Annotated in this window: 16 protein-coding genes and 2 pseudogenes; 16 read left to right on the top strand and 2 right to left on the bottom strand. The window is 69.2% G+C overall.

Annotated features, from left to right (window positions below; translation table 11 throughout):
- Positions 1-8: 8 nt before the first annotated feature.
- Positions 9-656, bottom strand: a complete 648-nt coding sequence (locus MKK75_RS18805) for an RraA family protein (RefSeq protein ID WP_244044052.1) — start codon at positions 654-656, stop codon at positions 9-11.
- 96 nt (positions 657-752) lie between these two features.
- On the opposite strand from MKK75_RS18805, the gene MKK75_RS18810 reads away from it, so the two are divergent.
- The 4 genes from MKK75_RS18810 to MKK75_RS18825 all read left to right on the top strand — a co-directional run bounded on the left by MKK75_RS18810 (position 753) and on the right by MKK75_RS18825 (position 4,337).
- Positions 753-1,655, top strand: coding sequence for a LysR family transcriptional regulator (locus tag MKK75_RS18810; RefSeq protein WP_244044053.1), 903 nt, complete (start codon positions 753-755; stop codon positions 1,653-1,655).
- Positions 1,656-2,053: 398 nt separating this feature from the next.
- The gene (locus MKK75_RS18815) at positions 2,054-2,878 is read left to right on the top strand and encodes an ABC transporter substrate-binding protein (protein WP_244044054.1); all 825 of its coding nucleotides are present in this window, start codon (positions 2,054-2,056) and stop codon (positions 2,876-2,878) included.
- Positions 2,879-2,919: 41 nt separating this feature from the next.
- Positions 2,920-3,618, top strand: a complete 699-nt coding sequence (locus MKK75_RS18820; protein WP_244044055.1) for an amino acid ABC transporter permease — start codon at positions 2,920-2,922, stop codon at positions 3,616-3,618.
- Positions 3,618-4,337 carry an amino acid ABC transporter permease gene (locus MKK75_RS18825; RefSeq protein WP_244044056.1) on the top strand — a complete coding sequence of 240 codons (720 nt, stop codon included), beginning with the start codon at positions 3,618-3,620 and terminating at the stop codon, positions 4,335-4,337. The genes MKK75_RS18820 and MKK75_RS18825 overlap by 1 nt, the downstream gene beginning before the upstream one ends.
- A gap of 132 nt (positions 4,338-4,469) precedes the next feature.
- On the opposite strand, the gene MKK75_RS18830 is transcribed toward MKK75_RS18825, so the two are convergent.
- Positions 4,470-5,174, bottom strand: coding sequence for an IclR family transcriptional regulator (locus tag MKK75_RS18830; protein WP_244044057.1), 705 nt, complete (start codon positions 5,172-5,174; stop codon positions 4,470-4,472).
- A 174-nt stretch (positions 5,175-5,348) separates the two neighbouring features.
- Here MKK75_RS18830 and MKK75_RS18835 point away from each other — a divergent pair, with 174 nt between their 5' ends.
- The 12 genes and pseudogenes from MKK75_RS18835 (at position 5,349) to MKK75_RS18885 (ending at position 18,269) form a co-directional block, all read left to right on the top strand.
- The gene (locus tag MKK75_RS18835) at positions 5,349-6,674 is read left to right on the top strand and encodes an MFS transporter (RefSeq protein WP_244044058.1); all 1,326 of its coding nucleotides are present in this window, start codon (positions 5,349-5,351) and stop codon (positions 6,672-6,674) included.
- A gap of 5 nt (positions 6,675-6,679) precedes the next feature.
- Positions 6,680-9,733, top strand: coding sequence for an FAD-binding and (Fe-S)-binding domain-containing protein (locus MKK75_RS18840; RefSeq protein ID WP_244044059.1), 3,054 nt, complete (start codon positions 6,680-6,682; stop codon positions 9,731-9,733).
- A 17-nt stretch (positions 9,734-9,750) separates the two neighbouring features.
- Positions 9,751-10,659 carry a DUF1932 domain-containing protein gene (locus tag MKK75_RS18845; RefSeq protein ID WP_244044060.1) on the top strand — a complete coding sequence of 303 codons (909 nt, stop codon included), beginning with the start codon at positions 9,751-9,753 and terminating at the stop codon, positions 10,657-10,659.
- A 35-nt stretch (positions 10,660-10,694) separates the two neighbouring features.
- On the top strand, positions 10,695-11,369 hold the full coding sequence (locus MKK75_RS18850) for an RraA family protein (RefSeq protein WP_244044061.1): 675 nt from the start codon (positions 10,695-10,697) through the stop codon (positions 11,367-11,369).
- 177 nt (positions 11,370-11,546) lie between these two features.
- Positions 11,547-12,821, top strand: coding sequence for an MFS transporter (locus tag MKK75_RS18855; protein WP_279593992.1), 1,275 nt, complete (start codon positions 11,547-11,549; stop codon positions 12,819-12,821).
- Positions 12,822-12,855: 34 nt separating this feature from the next.
- Positions 12,856-13,776, top strand: coding sequence for an SMP-30/gluconolactonase/LRE family protein (locus tag MKK75_RS18860; RefSeq protein ID WP_244044063.1), 921 nt, complete (start codon positions 12,856-12,858; stop codon positions 13,774-13,776).
- 13 nt (positions 13,777-13,789) lie between these two features.
- Positions 13,790-14,728 (top strand): amidohydrolase family protein, encoded by a 939-nt coding sequence (locus MKK75_RS18865; protein WP_244044064.1) that lies wholly within the window; start codon positions 13,790-13,792, stop codon positions 14,726-14,728.
- A gap of 297 nt (positions 14,729-15,025) precedes the next feature.
- Positions 15,026-15,247, top strand: a pseudogene (locus tag MKK75_RS35795) (amidohydrolase family protein); the annotation flags it as partial.
- Positions 15,248-15,305: 58 nt separating this feature from the next.
- A complete protein-coding gene (locus MKK75_RS35800; protein WP_279593989.1) occupies positions 15,306-15,725 on the top strand; it encodes an amidohydrolase family protein in 420 nt (139 codons plus the stop codon).
- 297 nt (positions 15,726-16,022) lie between these two features.
- Positions 16,023-17,600 carry an ABC transporter substrate-binding protein gene (locus MKK75_RS18875; protein ID WP_244044065.1) on the top strand — a complete coding sequence of 526 codons (1,578 nt, stop codon included), beginning with the start codon at positions 16,023-16,025 and terminating at the stop codon, positions 17,598-17,600.
- Between the two features lie 213 nt (positions 17,601-17,813).
- Positions 17,814-17,936 (top strand): annotated as a pseudogene (locus MKK75_RS18880) (IS630 family transposase); the annotation flags it as partial.
- A 78-nt stretch (positions 17,937-18,014) separates the two neighbouring features.
- Positions 18,015-18,269 carry a hypothetical protein gene (locus MKK75_RS18885; RefSeq protein WP_279593993.1) on the top strand — a complete coding sequence of 85 codons (255 nt, stop codon included), beginning with the start codon at positions 18,015-18,017 and terminating at the stop codon, positions 18,267-18,269.
- Positions 18,270-18,404: the final 135 nt, after the last annotated feature.

An 18,404-nucleotide genomic window follows, 5' to 3' on the forward strand; every position in this document is an offset into this window, starting at 1 on the left:
CGTCCCACTCAACCGGCGGAGACCTTGCCGTAGCGGCCGTCGTAGCGACCCTCGCGGATCATCTGGAGAACCTCGGCCTCGCGCGCGTCCTGTGCGCGCACCGCTTCGATCAGGGTGTGTGCGATCGAGGCCGGGAAGGTCACGACACCGTCTTCGTCGCCGACCACCACGTCGCCGGGATTGACGGTCCAGCCGCCGATGGCGACCGGTATGTTGGTCGCGCCCGGCCCCAGCTTGTACGGCCCGCGATGGATCGCCGCCCGGGCGTAGCAGGGGAAGTCGGACGCGGCGAAAACGCCCGAGTCTCGGATCGCCCCGTCGATGACGAAGCCGGCGCAGCCCCGGCTCTCGGCGATGGCCTTCATGATGTCGCCGACCAGGGCCCGGGTCGTATCGCCGCCGCCTGCGACGACCAGGACGTCACCGGGGCGGACCGCGTTGAGCGCTTGATGGATCGCGAGGTTGTCGCCGGAGCGGACCTGCACGGTGAAGGCCGTGCCGACGAGCTTGCCGCCACGATGGAACGGGCGGAGGCCGACGAGGCCGGGCATACGGTCAAGGTTGTCGCTGATCGACGGCGTCGTGGCGTCGCGGAACGCCGCGATGATGGCCGGGTCGACCGCCGGGGCGGGCGGGTTGAGGCTGACATGCGCCACGGTATTCCTCCGTTTTCTTTGACCGGTGAGCGTACAGGCTTGAGGGAACGGGAAAACCCGTGTTTCCCCTGCTTCTACAGCAGGAGAATCTGAGCCTTGAACACGCGTTTCCTGGGCACACTCTGCGCCGTGGCCGATACCGGCTCGTTGGCCGGGGCGGGGCGCGCGGTCAGGCTCTCGAGCGCCGCCGTCGCCGAACAGATCCAGGCCCTCGAACGCGAGCTCGGCGTCCGGCTGGTCACCCGCCTCGGACGCGCCGTGACCCTGACGGACGAGGGGCGCGCCGTCGTGGGCGCGGGACGGGAGATCCTGACGCGGGTCGCGGACTTGACGCAGGTCGCCCAACTCGGGCGGCTGAGCGGCACCCTGCGGATCGGATCGGTCTCGACCGCCCTGATGTCGGTCGTGCCGCCGGCCTTGAGACACATGGCCGAGCATCATCCGGAGATCGCTCTCAAGATCGTACCCGGCACCTCCTCCCAGCTGCAATTCATGCTGGAGAGCAGCGAGATCGACTGCGCGATCACGGTCAGGCCGACCATCGAGACCGCCAAGGAGTTCGGCTGGCATCTGATCCGCGAGGAGCCTTTGACCCTGGTGTGCCCGGCCGACCTCACCTTCGCGGGGGTGGAGGCGTGCCTGTCCTCCGCATCGATGATCAGCATGTACAGGAACTCGCCGACCGGGCGGATCGCAGAGAGATTCCTGCAGGATAAGAAGATCGTTGCGAAGGAGCTCTTCGAGATCGAGGCGGCCGAAGTCATCCTCGTGCTGGTCTCGCAGGGCCTCGGTATCTCGCTCCTACCGGATTACGGCTTCCGGTCGAGCGCGGAGCGGCGATTCCGGAAGGTGGCCATCGCAGACCGTGCTTATGACAGATCCATCGGCATCCTCTATCGGCGCGGTGCGCGGATCTCACTCGTCAACACCTTCTACGCCGCCATCATCAATGCCCACGCGCGAGGGCGTATGGCTCCGCTCACCGGAGAGCGTCCGTAGACTCGATCCAGCGTCAGGATGCGCTTGCAGCGGGCAAACAGCATTTCGACTGTCTTGCGCTGGCATCGCGGGTCCCCCGTGAGGCCACCCAGCGTCGCCGCCCAGTCGAACGGTGCGAGCTGCTTGATGCTCGCTGCCATCTCGCGTCCCGGCCAGTCGCGCGGCCCACGAAGGAAGGCGATGTTGAAAGCGAATTTTCTTCGCTTTCTTTCATGGCGGCTAAGCTCCATCACAACGTGCATGATTCTTTCGCGGCAGGCTCCCATGCCGACCGACGTCCCTCCACGGGCAAGACGCCGGTTCCAACGGACGGCGCGTGCCGGGATCCTCAGGTTACAGGTCCGCCCGGCGACGGCGCGGTCGACACTTCGCACGCACGATCAGACGGTGGCCATTCCATGAGGCAGATACCACTCGGGCTGAGGTCGCTCCTCGCGGCGTTGACGGCGCTCGTCGCCGTCGTCGGTACCGCCCGGGCCGACCAGCTCGCCGACGTCAAGGCCCGGGGCAAGCTGGTCTGCGGGACACTCGGGACCGTCGAGCCCTTCTCGTTCCAGCATCCGCAATCGCGCCAGATCGTCGGCTACGATGTCGATATCTGCCAGAAGGTCGCCGACGCGATCGGCGTACCGCTCGAACTCAAGACCATCGCGGTCGAGGCGCGGATCCCCGAACTGACTCAGGGGCGCGTCGACATCCTCGCCGCCAACCTCGGATATACGGCCGAGCGCGGCAAGCAGATCCAGTTTTCCGATACCTATTTCGTCAGCCAGCAGAAGCTGATGACCACGAACGACTCCGGCCTCACCACGATCGATCAGCTCGCCGGCAAGAAGATCACCGCCCTGAAAGGCTCCTCCTCCGAACAGGGCGTGCGCCGCCTGATCCCGACCGCCGAGACGGTGACCTTTCAGGACACGTCGTCGGCCTTCCTGGCCCTGGCTCAGGACAAGGTCGACGCCCTGTGCGCCTCTGAACTGATCCTCGTGAAGCTCCAGCACCAGTCCAAGGTGCCGATGCACATCATCGAGAAGGCGCTGTTCGTGGAGCCCTGGGGGCTCGGCATGCGCAAGGATGAGCCGGCCTTCACCCACGCGGTGAACGCCACCCTGGCCAAGCTCGCCGAGTCCGGCGAACTCGACGCGATCTTTGCCAAATGGCTCGGCGAAGGCACGCCCTACAAGATCAAGCGCGACTTCGCGGTCGCCCCGATCAAGGACTGAGCTGGCGCGGCGGACCCGGGCAGGAACCCGGGCAGAACCCGATGATCCACCTGTTCGAACCGGGCGGCGTGCTCGAGGGTCGCTATCTCGACTGGTTCGCCCTCGGCATCGGGACGACGCTCGTCCTGACCGCGGCGGCGTGGTGCCTCGCCCTCACGGTCGGGATCCTGCTGACCCTGATCCGGATGCTTCCGGCGCGCCCCTGCGCGTGGCTCGTCGGGGCTTACGTCGAATACCACCGCAACGTGCCGCTCCTGGTGCAGATCTTCCTGTGGTACTTCGGCGTGCCGTCGCTCCTGCCGCGCCCCGCGCGCCAGTGGCTCAACGCCCATGACGGCCAGTTCCTGCTCGCCGCCACGGCGCTCGGGCTCGCGGCCGCGGCCTATGTCGCCGAGGACATCCGCAGCGGCATCCGCTCCATCCCGAAGGGCCAGTATCAGGCCGCGCTCTCCCTCGGCTTCGGATACCTCGGCGCGATGCGCAACGTCGTGCTGCCGCAGGCCCTGCGGCACGCGATCCCGCCGCTGATCAACCAGACCCTGCTGCTGTTCAAGAACACCAGCCTCGCCATGGCGATCGGCGTCGGCGAACTGACGTATCGCGCCCGCGCGGTCGAAAGCGACACGTTCCAGACCTTCGACGCCTTCGCGGTCGCCACCGGGATCTATCTCGCCGTCTCCCTCGGGATCATGCTGCTCGGGGCCGCCTGTGCCCGACGCCTTCGGGTCGGGACACGCTGATGCTGGAGATCCTGAAGGACAACTGGCTCCTCTTCCTGATCGGGCAGTATCCCTACGGGCCACTCGGCGGCCTCGCCATGACGCTGTTCATGGCGATCGCGTCGCTCGCGCTCTGCTTCCCCTTCGCGGTCGGGCTGGCCCTGGCGCGCCTCAGCCCGTACCCCTGGCTGCGCCTGCCAGCGACCGCGATCGTCACCATCGTGCGGGGCCTGCCCCTGATCATGTTCGTCTTCTGGGCGTACTTCCTGTCGCCCCTGGTGGTGGGGCGCCCGGTCGGCGGCGTCGAGACGCTGATCATCACCCTCGTCGTGTACGAGGCCGCCTACCTGTCCGAGGTCATCCGGGCCGGGATCGAGGGCCTGCCCAAGGGGCAGGTGCAGGCGGCGACCGCCCTGGGGCTCGGCTACTGGCCGACGACTTTGTCGATCGTCCTGCCGCAGGCGCTCCACACTATGCTGCCGAGCATGGTCAGCCAGTTCGTCTCGACCATCAAGGAGACGTCCCTCGGCTACGTGATCAGCGCCCACGAGGTGACCTTCGCGGCTGCGCAGGTCAACAACCTGCTGCTGACCCAGCCCTTCGAGGTCTACGGGCTTCTCGCGCTGACCTATTTCACGCTGTGCTTCGCGCTCACGTCCTGCGCGCGCCTTCTCGAATGGCGCCTCTCACGGCCGCGCAGCCAGGCCGGAGCGACGCGGATCAGCGGCGCAAACATCTGAGTGGCTGTCCGAAGATCAGAGTTGTCCGAAGATCTTCGATCTCTCTCGCATGCGGGGCGGAGCCCGATATCCGGCTTCGCCGGCTCGCTTGAGCGCGTCACCAGGACCGCTCGCGACGTGCTGTAAACCGCGTCAGAGCTGGGCGCCCAGTTCCGAGGACAGGCGCTCGCCCGCCTCGCGCAACTGCGGCTTGAGGGTCTCGGCTCGCTCCGCCGTGAGCCTGGAGGATGGGCCCGAGAGCGCGAGGGCGCCGATCAGCCGCCGCTCGGTCCCGAAGACCGGCATCGCGACCGACGAGACGTGGGGATCGGTGATCCCCGACGTGTAGAGCGGGACCTCGACCGGGACCTTCCGCGACGCCCCCACGTCGCTGAACGTCCGCAAGATCTGAGCGATGGCGGATTCGTCCATCGGCCGCATGTCGCCGGGGCGGACGTTCATCCGAAGCGGCGACGGCGAATCCGCCCGGAACAGGCAGAGCCGCTGGTTGCCCCGGCGAATGTAGAACGAGGCCGTCTCCAGGGACTCGGCCGCGAGCCGCTCCAGCACGGGGACGATCCGCTCCTCCAGGGCGAAGGATTGCTGGTAGACCGAGCCGATCCGGGCCGCCTCGACACCGAGGCGGTAGCGCCCGTCATCCAGGCGCTCGATCAGGTCGAACTTCTCCAGCGAGATGCACAGCCGCATGATCGTGCTCTTCACGAGCGACGTGCGGCGCGCGAGCTCGGAGAGCTCCAGGGCGTCGTCGCCCCGCCGGAAGGCGGTGAGCACGGTCAGCACACGATCGGCCGAAGCCACCCCTTCCAGGTTGGGCCGCGAACGCGCCTCCTTCGCCATCTCTTCGCTCGCGTTCCGATTTCGCTTGGGTAGGGACGCGCGATCCATAGCCATCAGCCTTCCGGGCACCAAGCCGTGACGCCGCCTTGCCCACGCCCTCGTTGACAGCACCGGCTATGTGCGCCATTTAAAACGAAACGCCGTTTCAAAATCGGCGATTCGGGAGTGGACGTCATGGCGCAGGGGCAACAGGCCCAGGCTCCGGCCCACGCGGTCGATGAGCGAAACCTCCACCGCAAGATGATGCGGCGGATCCTGCCGTTTCTCTTCGTGTGCTACGTGGTCAGCTACCTGGACCGCGTGAATGTCGGCTTCGCCGCGCTCACGATGAACGCGCATATCGGGCTCACCGCGACGTCCTTCGGCATCGGCGCGGGACTGTTCTTCCTCGGCTACTTCCTCGCCGAGATCCCCAGCAACCTGATCATGATGCGCGTCGGAGCCCGGCTCTGGATCGCGCGGATCATGATCACCTGGGGCCTCGTCTCGGCGGCGACCGCCTTCGTGACCGGCCCGATCCAGTTCGGCATCGCCCGGTTCCTCCTCGGCCTCGGCGAGGCGGGGTTCGTGCCCGGCGTCTTCCTCTATCTCAGCCTGTGGTTCCCCTCGGCGGTGCGAGCGCGGGCGACCGCCCTGTTCCTGCTCGGCATCCCCGTCGCCAACATCATCGGATCGCCGATCTCCGGGGCGCTGGTGCAGGTCGAGGGCTTCGGCTTGGCGGGCTGGCAGTGGCTCCTCATCCTGGAAGCCATTCCGGCCGTCATTCTGGGCATCGTTTGCCTCTTCGTGCTCACTGACCGGCCGGAGAAGGCGCAGTGGCTCACGCCCGCCGAGCGCGAGGTCCTCGTTGCCACGCTCGCCGACGAGAAGGCGGCCATCGAGAAGAAGCATCCGATGACCCTGGCCCAGGCCCTGCGGAACCGGCGGGTGCTGATGCTCGCGGCGATCAATTTCTGTGCGATCATCGGCTCTCTGGGCATCGGCCTGTGGCTGCCGCAGATCATCAAGCAACTCGGGCTCGCGACCGCGCTTGTCGGGGTCGTGACGGCGATCCCCTACCTCTGCGGCGCAGTGGCGATGGTGGTGTGGGGCCGCCTGTCGGACCGGGGCCGGGACCGCACGTTCTATCCGGCGATCGCGCTCTTCCTTGGCGCCGCCGCGCTCACGGCGAGCGCGCTCACGCCGACGCCGCTCCTGACCATCGCGGCGCTCTGCGTCGCGGTGATGGGCATCAACGCCTTCGTGGCGACCTTCTGGGCCGTGCCCTCGGGCTTCCTCACCGGTCGCGCGGCGGCGGGCGGGATCGCGATGATCGTCTCGATCGGCAATCTCGGCGGGTTTGCCGGCCCCTACCTGATCGGCCTCGTGCGCGATCTCTCGGGCGGCTTCACCGCGCCGCTCCTCATGGTCGGGGGTATCCTGCTCGTCGGCGCCCTGACGATGCTGGCCTTCGGCCGGCAGATCCGCCGGGACGCCCTCCCGGCCGCGATCCCGGCCTGACTGCCATGATCCCCCATCTCTCCCCCGGACCGAAGGTGCCGTCGCTCTACGCGGCCTTCTGCGCGGAGCTGCGCGCGCGGGGCTTCGCGGGCGACCTCACCCTGGCCGAGGCCGACCGCACCGTGCTCGCCACGGACAACTCGATCTACCAGATCACGCCGCAGGCCATCGCCTTCCCGCGGAACCGCGACGACCTCGTGCGCATCGCGACGCTGCTGGCCGAGGAGCGGTTCGCCACGGTGCGGATCGCCCCGCGGGGCGGCGGGACCGGGACCAACGGCCAGTCCCTCACGGACGGGTTGGTGGTCGACCTGTCGCGGCACATGAACCGCATCCTCGCCATCGACCCTCTGCGCCGCACGGCACGGGTCGAGGCGGGGGTGGTGAAGGACCAGCTCAACGCGGCCCTGGCCGCGCACGGCCTGTTCTTCGCGCCGGAACTCTCGACCTCGAACCGCGCCACCATCGGCGGGATGATCTCGACGGATGCCTGCGGCCAGGGGTCCTGCCTTTACGGCAAGACCCGCGACCACGTGCTCGCCCTCACCACGGTGCTGGCCGACGGGACGGTCTGGCACTCCGAACCCCTCGACGCGGCCGGGCTGGAGGCGGCTCAGAGCCGTCCCGATCTCGCGGGTGCCATCCACCGGGAGGTGGACAGGCTCCAGCGTGAGAACGCCGGGCTCATCGCGAAAACCTTCCCGCCGTTGAACCGGTGCCTCACCGGCTACGACCTCGCGCATTTGCGTCGCGCCGACGGGCGCTTTGATCTCAACGCGGTCCTGTGCGGCTCGGAGGGCATGCTGGGCTTCCTCGCAGAGGCGACGCTCAACGTCCTGCCGCTGCCGAGCCACGTGGCGCTGTTGAACCTCCGCTACGACAGTTTTGACGCGGCCCTGCGGGATGCCCGCACCCTCGTGGCCTTCGGGGCGGCCTCGGTCGAGACGGTGGATTCCAAGGTTCTGGGGCTCGCCCAGGAGGATCCCGTCTGGGAGGGCGTCGCCGCTTACTTCCCGGAGGATGCAGGCGAGCGGGCACGGGGCGTCAACCTGATCGAGTTCGTCGGCGACGGCGGGGAGGCGGTCGAGGCCGCGCTCGCCCGCCTCACGGCGGCCCTGGACGCGGATGGCCCGGCTCATGGCCGGCGCGGCTACACGGTGGCCCGGGGCGAGGCGGAGGTCGACCGCCTCTGGGCGATGCGGAAGAAGGCCGTCGGCCTCCTCGGCAACACCAAGGGTGACCGGCGGCCCATCGCCTTCGTGGAGGACACCGCCGTCCCGCCGGACCACCTCGCCGACTACATCGCGGAATTCCGCGGCGCCCTCGACCGGCGCGGGCTCGATTACGGCATGTTCGGCCATGTCGATGCCGGCGTGCTCCATGTCCGCCCGGCGATCGACATGAAGGCCCCCGGTGCCGAGGCGCTGGTCCGCGCCGTCACCGAGGATGTCGTCGCCCTGACGCAGCGCTACGGCGGGCTGCTCTGGGGCGAGCACGGCAAGGGCGTGCGCTCCGAATTCTCGCCGCGCTTCTTCGGCCCGCTCTATCCCGTGCTGCAGGCGGTGAAGGCCGCCTTCGACCCGCGCAACCAGTTCAACCCGGGCAAGATCGCCGCTCCCGCAGGGGCCGCTCTGCTGACCGTCGACGGCGTGCCGACCAAGGGGCAGCGGGACCGGGCGATCCCGGAGCCCGTTCGGGTCGGCTACGACGAGGCGCTCCACTGCAACGGCAACGGCGCCTGCTTCACCTGGGACCCGGACGAGGCGATGTGCCCGTCCTGGAAGGGCACCCGCGAGCGCCGTCACTCGCCCAAGGGCCGCGCCCAGCTGATGCGCGAATGGCTGCGCCGTCTGGCCGTCGAGGGCCATGATCCCCTCGCGGAAGCCCAGCGCCTGCGCACCCGGCCGGGCTGGCTGACGTTTCCGGCCCGTTTCGCTGCGACCCTGCGGCGGCGAGACGATTTCTCGCACGACGTCCACGAGGCGATGGCCGGCTGCCTCGCCTGCAAGTCCTGCACGGGGTCCTGCCCGATCAAGATCGACGTGCCGACCTTCCGGGCGAAGTTTCTGGAACTCTACCACGGCCGTTACCTGCGGCCCCTGCGCCACCACGCCGTCGCCGCCCTGGAGGCCGCCGTGCCCCTGCTGGCCAAGGCGCCGAGGCTCGTGAATGCCGCGACCTCCCTCGGCCTCTCCGAAAAGATCGGGCTCGTCCACGTCCCGAAGCTGTCGGGTCTCGACCTGCGCAAGGAACTCGGCGCGCGCGGCGTGGCGCTCGCCAGCGCCGACGCCCTGGCCCGCCTCCCGGAGGCCGAGCGCCTGACCAGCGTCGTCGTCGTGCAGGACGCTTTCACCAGCCACTACGACACGCCCGTCCTCCTCGCCCTCCTCGATCTGCTGATCGGGCTCGGGCTGCGGCCCTGGCTCGCGCCCTACCGCCCCAACGGCAAGCCACTGCACGTCCACGGCTTCCTCGGCCGGTTCGAACGGCTGGCAGCGTCCAATGCCGACGATCTCGGCCGGCTCGCCGCGACGGGCGTCGCCCTGATCGGCCTCGATCCGTCGATGACGCTCACCTACCGCTCCGAGTACCGGCAGGCCCTGCCGGGGCGGGACGTGCCGAAGGTCCACCTCGTCCAGGAATGGCTGGCCGGCCGCCTCGATAGCGTCCGCCCGGTGTCCGAGGCCGAGACCTACTGGCTGCTGCCCCACTGCACCGAGCGGGCGACGGCGCTGCCGGCGCTGGCAGATTGGACCAAGGTCTTCGCCGCCCTGGGCCTGCACCTGTCGGTGCTGCCCTCCGGCTGCTGCGGCATGGCCGGAACCTACGGCCACGAGGCCGAGCACCGGGCGATGTCGGAGCGGATCTACGACCTGAGCTGGGCCGGGCACGTCGCCGGGAAGGGCCGTTCGGGCCGCCTGCTCGCCGACGGCTATTCCTGCCGCGCGCAGGTGAAGCTCATCGATGGGCTGCGGCTGCCCCACCCCGTCGAGATCCTCCGCGACCACCTCGCCGCCAGCCCGCTTTCGGACCCGCGGACCACCACCCTCACCGCATAGACCCTCAGGAGCACACCATGGCAGATCGCACGCAGTTCCGTCTCGGCCTCGTCGGCTACGGCGAGATCGGCAGCACGCTGGGCTCCGGCCTGCGCGGTGCCGGCCTCGAGTCCATCGCCTGCTACGACAAGTACGCGTTCGAGGGCCCCTACGCGGACCTCATCCAAGCGCGGGCCAAGGAGGTGGGCGTCACCCTCGTCCGCTCGAACGCGGAGCTCGCCGAGGCGGCCGACCTGATCGTCAGCGTCACGCCCGGCGCCGCCTCGCTGGAGAGCGCCGACGCCTTCGCGCCGGTGCTCACCGCACGTCATACCTTCCTCGACTTCGCCTCGGCCACGCCGAAGATCAAGCAGGGTGTCGCGAGTAAGCTTGAAGCGACCGGCGCGCTCCTCGGCGACGGCTCGATCGAGGGCACTCCGCTGCACGGCTATGCCATGCGGATGCTGTCGAGCGGCCCGGCCGGCGAGCGGGTGCGTGACCTCCTCGTGCCGTGGGGCATGCAGATCGAGTTCACCGGCCCGGTGCTCGGCACCGCCTCGGGGATCAAGATCATCCGCTCGGTCCTCATCAAGGGGATCGAGGCGCTCACCGACGAGATGCTGCTCGCCGCCCGGCAATACGGGATCGACGAGGTCGTCCTCGCCTCGGCCTCCAAGACGCTGGCCCGGCCGTGGATGGACACGGTCCAGAGCCTGACCCCGTCGGGGGTGATCCACGCCAAGCGCCGCGCCGAGGAGCTGGAGATGTCGGCGGATGCCGTCGCCGATGCCGGGGTCGAGCCGATCATGGCCCGCGCCGTCGCCCAGCGCCTGCGCTGGAAGGAGAGCCTCGGCCTCAAGGATCACTTCAAGGGCGTCGTCCCCCGGACCTACCAGGAGGCCCTCGACGCCATGGTGCTCAAGGCCGGCCTCAAGCCCGTCGCCTGACACCGCCCATCCCCCGCATCGAAGGACGAACAGCCATGGCCATCGGTTTCAAGATCCACCCGCGCACCCGCACGGTCGAGCCCGCCACCGTCGAGAAGTTCAAGGCGATCGCGGTCGCCAACATCAGCGACTCCATGAGCCGCATGAGCCACGGCGGCGCGCGCATCCGCCCGCTCCATGCCGGCGGCGTGCTCTGCGGCGCCGCCCTGACCGTGCGGGTGCGCCCCGGCGACAACCTGATGATCCACGCAGCCCTCAACCGCGCGAAGCCCGGCGACGTGCTCGTCGTCGATGGCGACGGCGACCTGACGAACGCGCTGATGGGCGAGCTCATGCTCTCCCACGCACAGCAGATCGGCGTGGCCGGCGTCGTCCTGAACGGTGCGGTGCGCGATTACGGCTGGATCCGCACGAACGCCTTCCCCGTCTTCGCCGCCGGCGTCACCCATCGCGGCCCCTACAAGAACGGGCCGGGCGAGATGAACGCCACCATCGCCATCGCGGGCATGGTGATCGAGCCCGGCGACCTGATCGTTGGCGACGACGACGGCTTCGTCTGCGTGCCCTTCGACCAGACCGAGGCGGTCTTCGCCGCCGCCGACAAGAAGCAGCAGGGCGAGGCCAAGACCATGGCGGCGATCGCGGCCGGCACCGTCGACCGCTCCTGGGTCGAGCGCGCCCTCGCCGAGTCGGGCTGCGAGGGGATCTGACCGGCGTCGCCGTCCTCGCAAGCGCAGCGAAGCCATCCAGGGACGCGCCATGTCCGGGACCGGCCCGCTGCCCGGGATGGCGTCGCGCACGCGCGCAACGACGACGCACCACGACAACAGGGAGGACGGACCGTGAGCACCCTAGAGCACACCAAGCATCCGCTCGAGGCGGCGACCATGCGCCGGGTCATCCTCCGGCTCGTGCCGTTCCTGATGCTCTGCTACTTCTGCGCCCTGCTCGACCGGGTGAACGTGGGCTTCGCCGCCCTGCAGATGAACAAGGATCTCGGGCTCACGCCCGCCATGTTCGGCTTCGGGGCGAGCCTGTTCTTCGTCTCGTACTTCCTGGTCGAGGTGCCGAGCAATCTCGCCCTGCAGAAGGTCGGCGCACGGCGCTGGATCGCCCGGATCATGATCACCTGGGGCTTCGTCACCATGGGCATGGCCCTCGTGACCGGTCCCCATTCCCTCTACGTGATGCGCTTCATCCTGGGCGCGGCGGAGGCCGGGTTCTTCCCCGGGGCGATCCTCTACCTGACCTACTGGCTGCCGAGCGAATACCGGGCGCGGATCATGGCGACCTTCACGGTCTCGATCCCGCTCGCGACCTTCCTCGGCTCGCCGCTGTCGGTGACGCTCCTCGAACTCGACGGCGCGCTCGGTCTCAAGGGCTGGCAGTGGCTGTTCGTGCTGGAGGGGATTCCCACAATCCTCCTCGGAATCGCCTGCCTGTTCGTGCTGACGGACCGGCCCCGCGACGCGAAGTGGCTCGGCAACGACCAGCGCGCCTGGCTGGTCGGACGCCTCGACGAGGAGGCGGCCCGGCGCAAGCCGATCGGCCACATCTCCCTCTGGCAGCTCGCCCGCAACAAGTATTTCCTGACCATGGCGCTGGTCTGCTCCGGCGCCTCGGCGACGGGGAGCGTCCTGTCGGTCTGGCAGCCGCAGATGATCAAGTCCTTCGGCCTGACCAACCTCCAGACCGGCTTCGTCAACGCGATCCCCTACGGCATCGCCACGGTGCTGATGGTGCTCTGGGGCCGCCACTCCGACCGCCAGGGCGAGCGGCGCTGGCACACCGCGGTCCCGCTGCTGCTCGCGGCCTTCGGCCTGTCGTACCTTAACCTCACCGGCGGCATCGCGACGGCCGTCCTGGCCGTGACCTTCGCCCTCGTCGGCGCCTATTCCTTTAAGGGGCCGTTCTGGGCGCTCTCGGCCGGATGGCTGTCGCCGGGGACGCTGGCGGCCGGGCTCGCCGGGATCAACGCGATCTCGAACCTGATCGGCGGCGGCCTGATGGTGAACGTGGTCGGCCTCGTGAAGGACGCCACCGGCAGCTTCCCCCTCGGCATGCTCCCCGTCGCCGCGCTCGATGCCGCCGCTGCGATCAGCGTGATCCTGATCAGCCGCGCCCATGCCCGCGAGGCTCAAGGGGCGGCGCTGCCGGCCTGAGCCACCGTCCACGCTCCACGTCCGAGGATAAGCGATGTCGTTCTTCGCTCCCCCACCCACCGTGACTGCCGAACTCTTCACGCGCCTGCCCGACCGCTTCCGCAACGCCCGGCCGACCGCTTGGGCGCATGCCAACCGGGGCGGACACGCGATCGACTCCTTCCTCGAAGGGCCTGTCTTCGATCGGGCCGGCCGCCTCTACGTGACGGATATTCCCTTCGGCCGGATCTTCCGCATCGACCAGGCCGGCGCATGGGCGCTCGTCGCCGAATACGACGGCTGGCCGAACGGCATGAAGATCCACCGGGACGGGCGGGTCTTCATCACCTGCTACAAGCGCGGCCTGATGCTCCTCGACCCGGATACGGGGGCGGTGACGCCGTTCCTGGAAACGGCGGGCTCGGAGGGCTTTCGCGGGGTCAACGACCTGACCTTCGCGGCAAACGGCGACCTCTACTTCACCGATCAGGGCCAGACCGGGCTTCAGGACCCGACCGGCCGGGTCTACCGCCTGCGTCCCTCCGGCGAGCTGACCTGCTTGGTCGACACGGTGCCGAGCCCGAACGGCATCGTCATCGACGATGCCATGGGCAGCCTGTTCATCGCCGTGACCCGCGCCCAGCAGATCTGGCGCATCCCCCTGAACGCCAGCGGCCTCGTCGCCAAGGTCGGCGTGTTCGCGCAACTGCACGGCGGGCTCGGCGGCCCCGACGGCATCGCGCTCGATGCCGAGGGCTGCCTGATCGTCGCCCATACCGGCTTCGGCTCGATCTGGCGCCTGTCGCCGGTCGCCGAGCCGCTGCTGCGGGTGAAATCCCCCGCCGGGATCTCGACCACCAACGTCGCCTATGGCGGCCCGGACGGGGCGACCCTGTTCATCACCGAATCCCAGACCGGCAGCATCCTGACGGCGCGGATGCCGGCCCCCGGCCAGACCCTCTTCTCGCACCATTGAACGGACCGGACGGATGACCACCCCGATCACCCGCCGCGCGCATCTCGCGGCCCTCATGGCCGGCGCCGCCCTCGGTGCCGGGCTGCGGCCCGCCGCGGCGCAGACCGTGCCCTGGTCCGCGGGCACGGAGCGTCCGACCTTTGCCGTGCCGCCAGGCGCCACCGACTGCCACCACCATATCTACGATGCGCGCTTTCCCGCCGCGTCCGGCGCGACCCTGCGGCCGCCGGATGCTAGCGTCGCGGATTACCGCCTGCTGATGCGCCGGCTCGGCCTCAGCCGGCACGTCGTGGTGCAGCCCTCGACCTACGGGGTCGACAACAGCCTCCTCGTCCAGTCCCTCGAGGAGTTCGGGCCCACCGCCCGGGGCATCGCGATGCTCGACGCCTCGGTGACGCCCGAGGAACTGAAGCGCCTCGACGGGGCCGGTATCCGCGGCGTGCGCTTCGGGACGCGCCTGCCCGGCGGGGCGCCTTTTACCGACCTGGTGCCGGTGGCCCGCAAGATCGCCGACCTCGGCTGGCACATCCAGCTGGTCTCCGACGGCGACAAGATCGTGGATTTGGCCGATACCCTGAAGGGCCTGCCGGTCCCGGTCGTGTTCGACCATATGGCGCACTTGCCCGAGCCCGCCGGCCCCGACCATCCGGGCTTCACGGTGATCGCCGACCTGATCGAGAAGCACGGTGCCTGGGTGAAGCTCACCGGCGCCTACATTCTCTCGAAGGTCGGGCCGCCGACCTACGCCGACCGGAGCCGCCTCGCCCGCGCCTACGTGCAACGTGCCCCCGAGCGCCTCGTCTGGGGCAGCGACTGGCCGCACCCGACCGCCCCGGCCGACGCGAAGCCGGACGATGCCGTGCTCCTCGACCTCCTGGCGGATTGGGCCCCCGATGAAGCGGTGCGGAACCGGATCCTCGTCGCCAATCCGGCCAAGCTCTACGGCTTCTGACCGCGCGGACGTGTGAAGGAATCCGACGATGGATCCCAAGACCGCAGGGACCCGGCGGACCATTCTGAGGAAGGGCGGCGCCCTCGCCCTCACCGCAGCGTTCGGGCTCTGGAGCCGGCCTGGGGACGCGGCGGACGGCATTTCGCTCTCCGCAGGCACGGAGGGGGGCCTCGATCGCCGTGCCGCCCAAGGCCTGCGACTGCCACACCCACATCCTGTCGACCCGCTTCCCGGCGTAACCCCAAACGAGGGGCCAGCCGTTGCGCGACAGCGATGTCGCCGCCGATCGCCGTCTGCATGCGCCGCGAGACGAGCCGGGTGGTGGTGACGCCTTCGACTTACGGCACGGACAACCGCGCGACCCTCGACGCCGTGGCGCAGTTCGGTCCTTCGGCCCGCGCGGTGGTCGTGGTCGATCGCGCGATCGCCGATGCCGCGCTCCGGGCGATGGCGGCTCAGGACGCGGTGGGCCTCCGGGTGAACTTCGGCACGCCGCAATCCTGGGGGCCTGTCACCGCCGAGCGCCTGGAGGCGATGGCCCGCAAGGTCGAGCCCCTCGGCTGGCACGTTCAGATCTATGCGATTCTATGCGACCGGCGACCAGATCGTCGGATTGGATCCCGTGCTGCGGCGTCTGCCGACGCCCCTCGTCATCGACCACCTCGCACGGCTCCCGCCCGATCAGGGCGTGAGCCATCCGGCCTGCGCCCTCGTGCGCAGGCCGCTCGATGGTGGCAGGACGTGGCTGAAGTTGTTGGGCGCGTACCTCGACACCGCGAGCGGACCGCCCGCCTATGGCGACGCCACGGCGGTCGCGAACTCCTTCGCGGCGGCAGCCCCGAAGCGGATGGTCTGGGGCAGCGACTGGCCGCACAGGGGCGAGACGCATATGCGCGACGATGCCCGGCTGCTCGACCTCCTGGCCGAACGGGTGCCGGATGAAGCGAAGTCTCGGGTTCGCGTCGACAATCCGGCTGATCTCTACGGCTTCAGCTGAGGCGACTGGCGGTTCTCAGGCCGAGAGCTTCCACGACCATGTCTGCTCGTAGCGGACGCTTATGCGCTTCAGAATGACCGGGATGGGCGCGAAGCCGAACGGCCGCTTTTGCGCTCATCGGCGATCTAGCATGGCGTAATCTGGCCGAGAGCGGAACGGCGGTTTTGAATGGATGAGGCGCAGAAGCGGACGCCCATCGCGACAGGATCCGCCTAGTTGATCGCTCCATCCGCTTCCTCAATCTCCGTGGCATGCCATCTGCACGATGGACGCCACCCGTCAGATTGGAGTTGCTCGATGAGACGACGCGATGTCCTTGCTGGCGTCACCGCCTCCCTCATCGCGGCGCCAAGCCTAGTGCGCGCGCAGGCTGCCACAACCCTCAAGTTCGTCCCCTACGCCGACCTCGCCCTGCTCGATCCGCTGGTCAGCGCCTTCGTCACCCGCAACCACGTGATGATGGTGTTCGACACACTCTACGCCCTCGATGCCGCCGGCGTGCCCCGGCCGCAGATGGTCGGGGGTGAGAGCGTCGAGGACAGTGGCCGGCGCGTGCGCCTCATCCTGCGCGACGGGTTGCGGTTCCACGACGGCACCCCCGTTCTTGGGCGGGATGTCGTCGCCAGCCTCAAGCGATGGGCGACCACCGATTCCTTCGGCCAGGCGCTGATGGCCGCCACCGACGACCTCTCGGCGCCATCCGACAGGGTGGTCGAGTTCCGCCTCAAGCGCGCCTTCCCGCTCCTGCCGAACGCCCTGGCCAAGCCGACGAACCTCATGGCCGCCATCATGCCGGAGCGGCTGGCCGCGACGCCGCCCACGACCCGGCTGACCGAGATGGTGGGCTCGGGCCCGTTCCGCTTCGTCGCCGACGAGCGCGTGCCAGGGGCGCGCAACGTGTATCGCCGCTTCGAGGGCTACGTGCCTCGGACCGACGGGCCGCCGAGCTTCTGTGCCGGCCCCCGCATCGCCCATTTCGACCGCGTCGAGTGGCTGACGAACCCGGACCCGGGCACGCAGGTCGCCGCCCTCCAGGCCGGCGAGGTTGATTGGGTCGAGCAGCCGCTCATGGATCTCGTGCCGAGCCTGCGCGCGAACCGGGCGATCAAGCTGCAGGTCGTGGAGGACAAGGGCCTGATCGGTGTCTTGCGCTTCAACTTCCTCTACCCGCCCTTCGACAATCCGGCGATCCGGCGCGCCGTGCTCCGCGCCGTCAATCAGACCGAGTTCATGCAGGCGGTCGCGGGCGACAACGCCGCCGTGGACACCCGGGTCGGCGTGTTCGGCCCCGCCGGCCTGCCCATGGCCAACGATGCCGGGATGGAGGCCCTGAGCGGGACACACGACCTCGCCACGCTCAAGCGCGACATCGCGGCGGCCGGCTACAAGGGCGAACGGGTCGTGTTCCTGTCGGCGACGGATGTCCCGCGCATCAACGCGATCTGCAGCGTCGGCGTCGCGATGATGCGGCAGCTCGGTCTCAACGTCGACGAGGTCGCCACCGACTGGGGCACCGTGGTGCAGCGCGCCACGCGCCAACAGCCGATCGACGCGGGCGGCTGGAACGTGTTCGGCTCGTTCTGGGGCGGCTACGACATGCTGAACCCGGCGGGGCACCTGCTGCTGCGCGGCATCGGGCTGAAGGGCTGGAACGGCTGGCCCACGGACGCGCAGCTCGAGCAGCAGCGTCAAGCGTGGATTGACGCGAAGGACCAAGAACAGCGGCTCGACATCGCGCGGCAGATGCAGGTTCAGGCTTTCAAGGACGTCCCGTTCCTGCCTTTGGGATCCTACCTCCAGCCCACGGCCTATCGGGCCGACCTCGACGGGATGCAGGTTGGCCTGCCGCTGTTCACCAATATCCGGCGGATTTGATCTGGGCTCGTCGAGGGATGTGCAAACTTGAGAGAGGCGCGGAACTTGCGCTAGGTCCTCCACCCGCTCCTGGGCTACCCGGAAGCGTGGCTTCCTGTGTGGCTGGAGGATTATCATGTCGCCCAAGTCTTGGCTGAAGTCCTAGTGGTTGAGCCCTGACGGTTGAGTCCGTGTGGGGTTTCGGTTTGAGGCCCATCCTGCGAGTCTGGCGGGATGCGCAGTGGCATCTCTTTCACGCTCTCCGGCTCGGATCGCCTGCGGCTCGAAGCACTCGTCGCGGATCGAAACACGCCGCAGAAGCACGTCTGGCGCGCCCGTATCCGCGATCTCGCCGCCGCGGCCCGGACGGGCGATGCCCGCTTCCATGCGGTCCCCGACGACGCTCCGGACTACGCCTCGCTCGGACCGGCATTCCTGGCTTCGCCCGCGCTCCCGCCCCCGCAGGCCGCGGCGGCGAAGTTCGACCGCGTGCCCTACGAGCAGGCCGTCGGCCGCATCGCCGGACAGTCGGTCGCCGTCGTGCCTCCGGCCATACCCCGCCTGTTGCCGGGGCAGATGATCACCGCCGCGCATGTCGCCTTTCTCCGGGCGAACCTCGACGCCGGAGCGTTCATCCTCGACCCGGACGAGCACGGCGACGGGCTCGTCCGGGTCGTACGCGAGACCTGAACCGCATTCGGCCGGGGATGTCGGGACGCGTCGGCGATCGACGGGGACGGCTGTATCAGACCACGACGTCGGACAACCCGAGCCACGACGCCATCGATCGCAGTTCCCCGAGCACTCGCTCCGTCGTCTCCGTTG

The sequence above is a fragment of the Methylobacterium sp. J-030 genome, from assembly GCF_022829545.1.
Classification (GTDB): Bacteria; Pseudomonadota; Alphaproteobacteria; order Rhizobiales; family Beijerinckiaceae; genus Methylobacterium.

Excerpts from the sequence above, each read along its gene's own strand:
- MKK75_RS18825 (WP_244044056.1), top strand. The coding sequence starts at position 3,618 with ATGCTGGAGATCCTGAAGGACAACTGGCTCCTCTTCCTGATCGGGCAG.
- MKK75_RS18875 (WP_244044065.1), top strand. The coding sequence starts at position 16,023 with ATGAGACGACGCGATGTCCTTGCTGGCGTCACCGCCTCCCTCATCGCG.
- MKK75_RS18815 (WP_244044054.1), top strand. The coding sequence starts at position 2,054 with ATGAGGCAGATACCACTCGGGCTGAGGTCGCTCCTCGCGGCGTTGACG.
- MKK75_RS18820 (WP_244044055.1), top strand. The coding sequence starts at position 2,920 with ATGATCCACCTGTTCGAACCGGGCGGCGTGCTCGAGGGTCGCTATCTC.
- MKK75_RS18835 (WP_244044058.1), top strand. The coding sequence starts at position 5,349 with ATGGCGCAGGGGCAACAGGCCCAGGCTCCGGCCCACGCGGTCGATGAG.
- MKK75_RS18845 (WP_244044060.1), top strand. The coding sequence starts at position 9,751 with ATGGCAGATCGCACGCAGTTCCGTCTCGGCCTCGTCGGCTACGGCGAG.
- MKK75_RS18830 (WP_244044057.1), bottom strand. The coding sequence starts at position 5,174 with ATGGCGAAGGAGGCGCGTTCGCGGCCCAACCTGGAAGGGGTGGCTTCG.
- MKK75_RS18840 (WP_244044059.1), top strand. The coding sequence starts at position 6,680 with ATGATCCCCCATCTCTCCCCCGGACCGAAGGTGCCGTCGCTCTACGCG.
- MKK75_RS18865 (WP_244044064.1), top strand. The coding sequence starts at position 13,790 with ATGACCACCCCGATCACCCGCCGCGCGCATCTCGCGGCCCTCATGGCC.
- MKK75_RS35800 (WP_279593989.1), top strand. The coding sequence starts at position 15,306 with ATGCGATTCTATGCGACCGGCGACCAGATCGTCGGATTGGATCCCGTG.
- MKK75_RS18850 (WP_244044061.1), top strand. The coding sequence starts at position 10,695 with ATGGCCATCGGTTTCAAGATCCACCCGCGCACCCGCACGGTCGAGCCC.
- MKK75_RS18855 (WP_279593992.1), top strand. The coding sequence starts at position 11,547 with ATGCGCCGGGTCATCCTCCGGCTCGTGCCGTTCCTGATGCTCTGCTAC.
- MKK75_RS18860 (WP_244044063.1), top strand. The coding sequence starts at position 12,856 with ATGTCGTTCTTCGCTCCCCCACCCACCGTGACTGCCGAACTCTTCACG.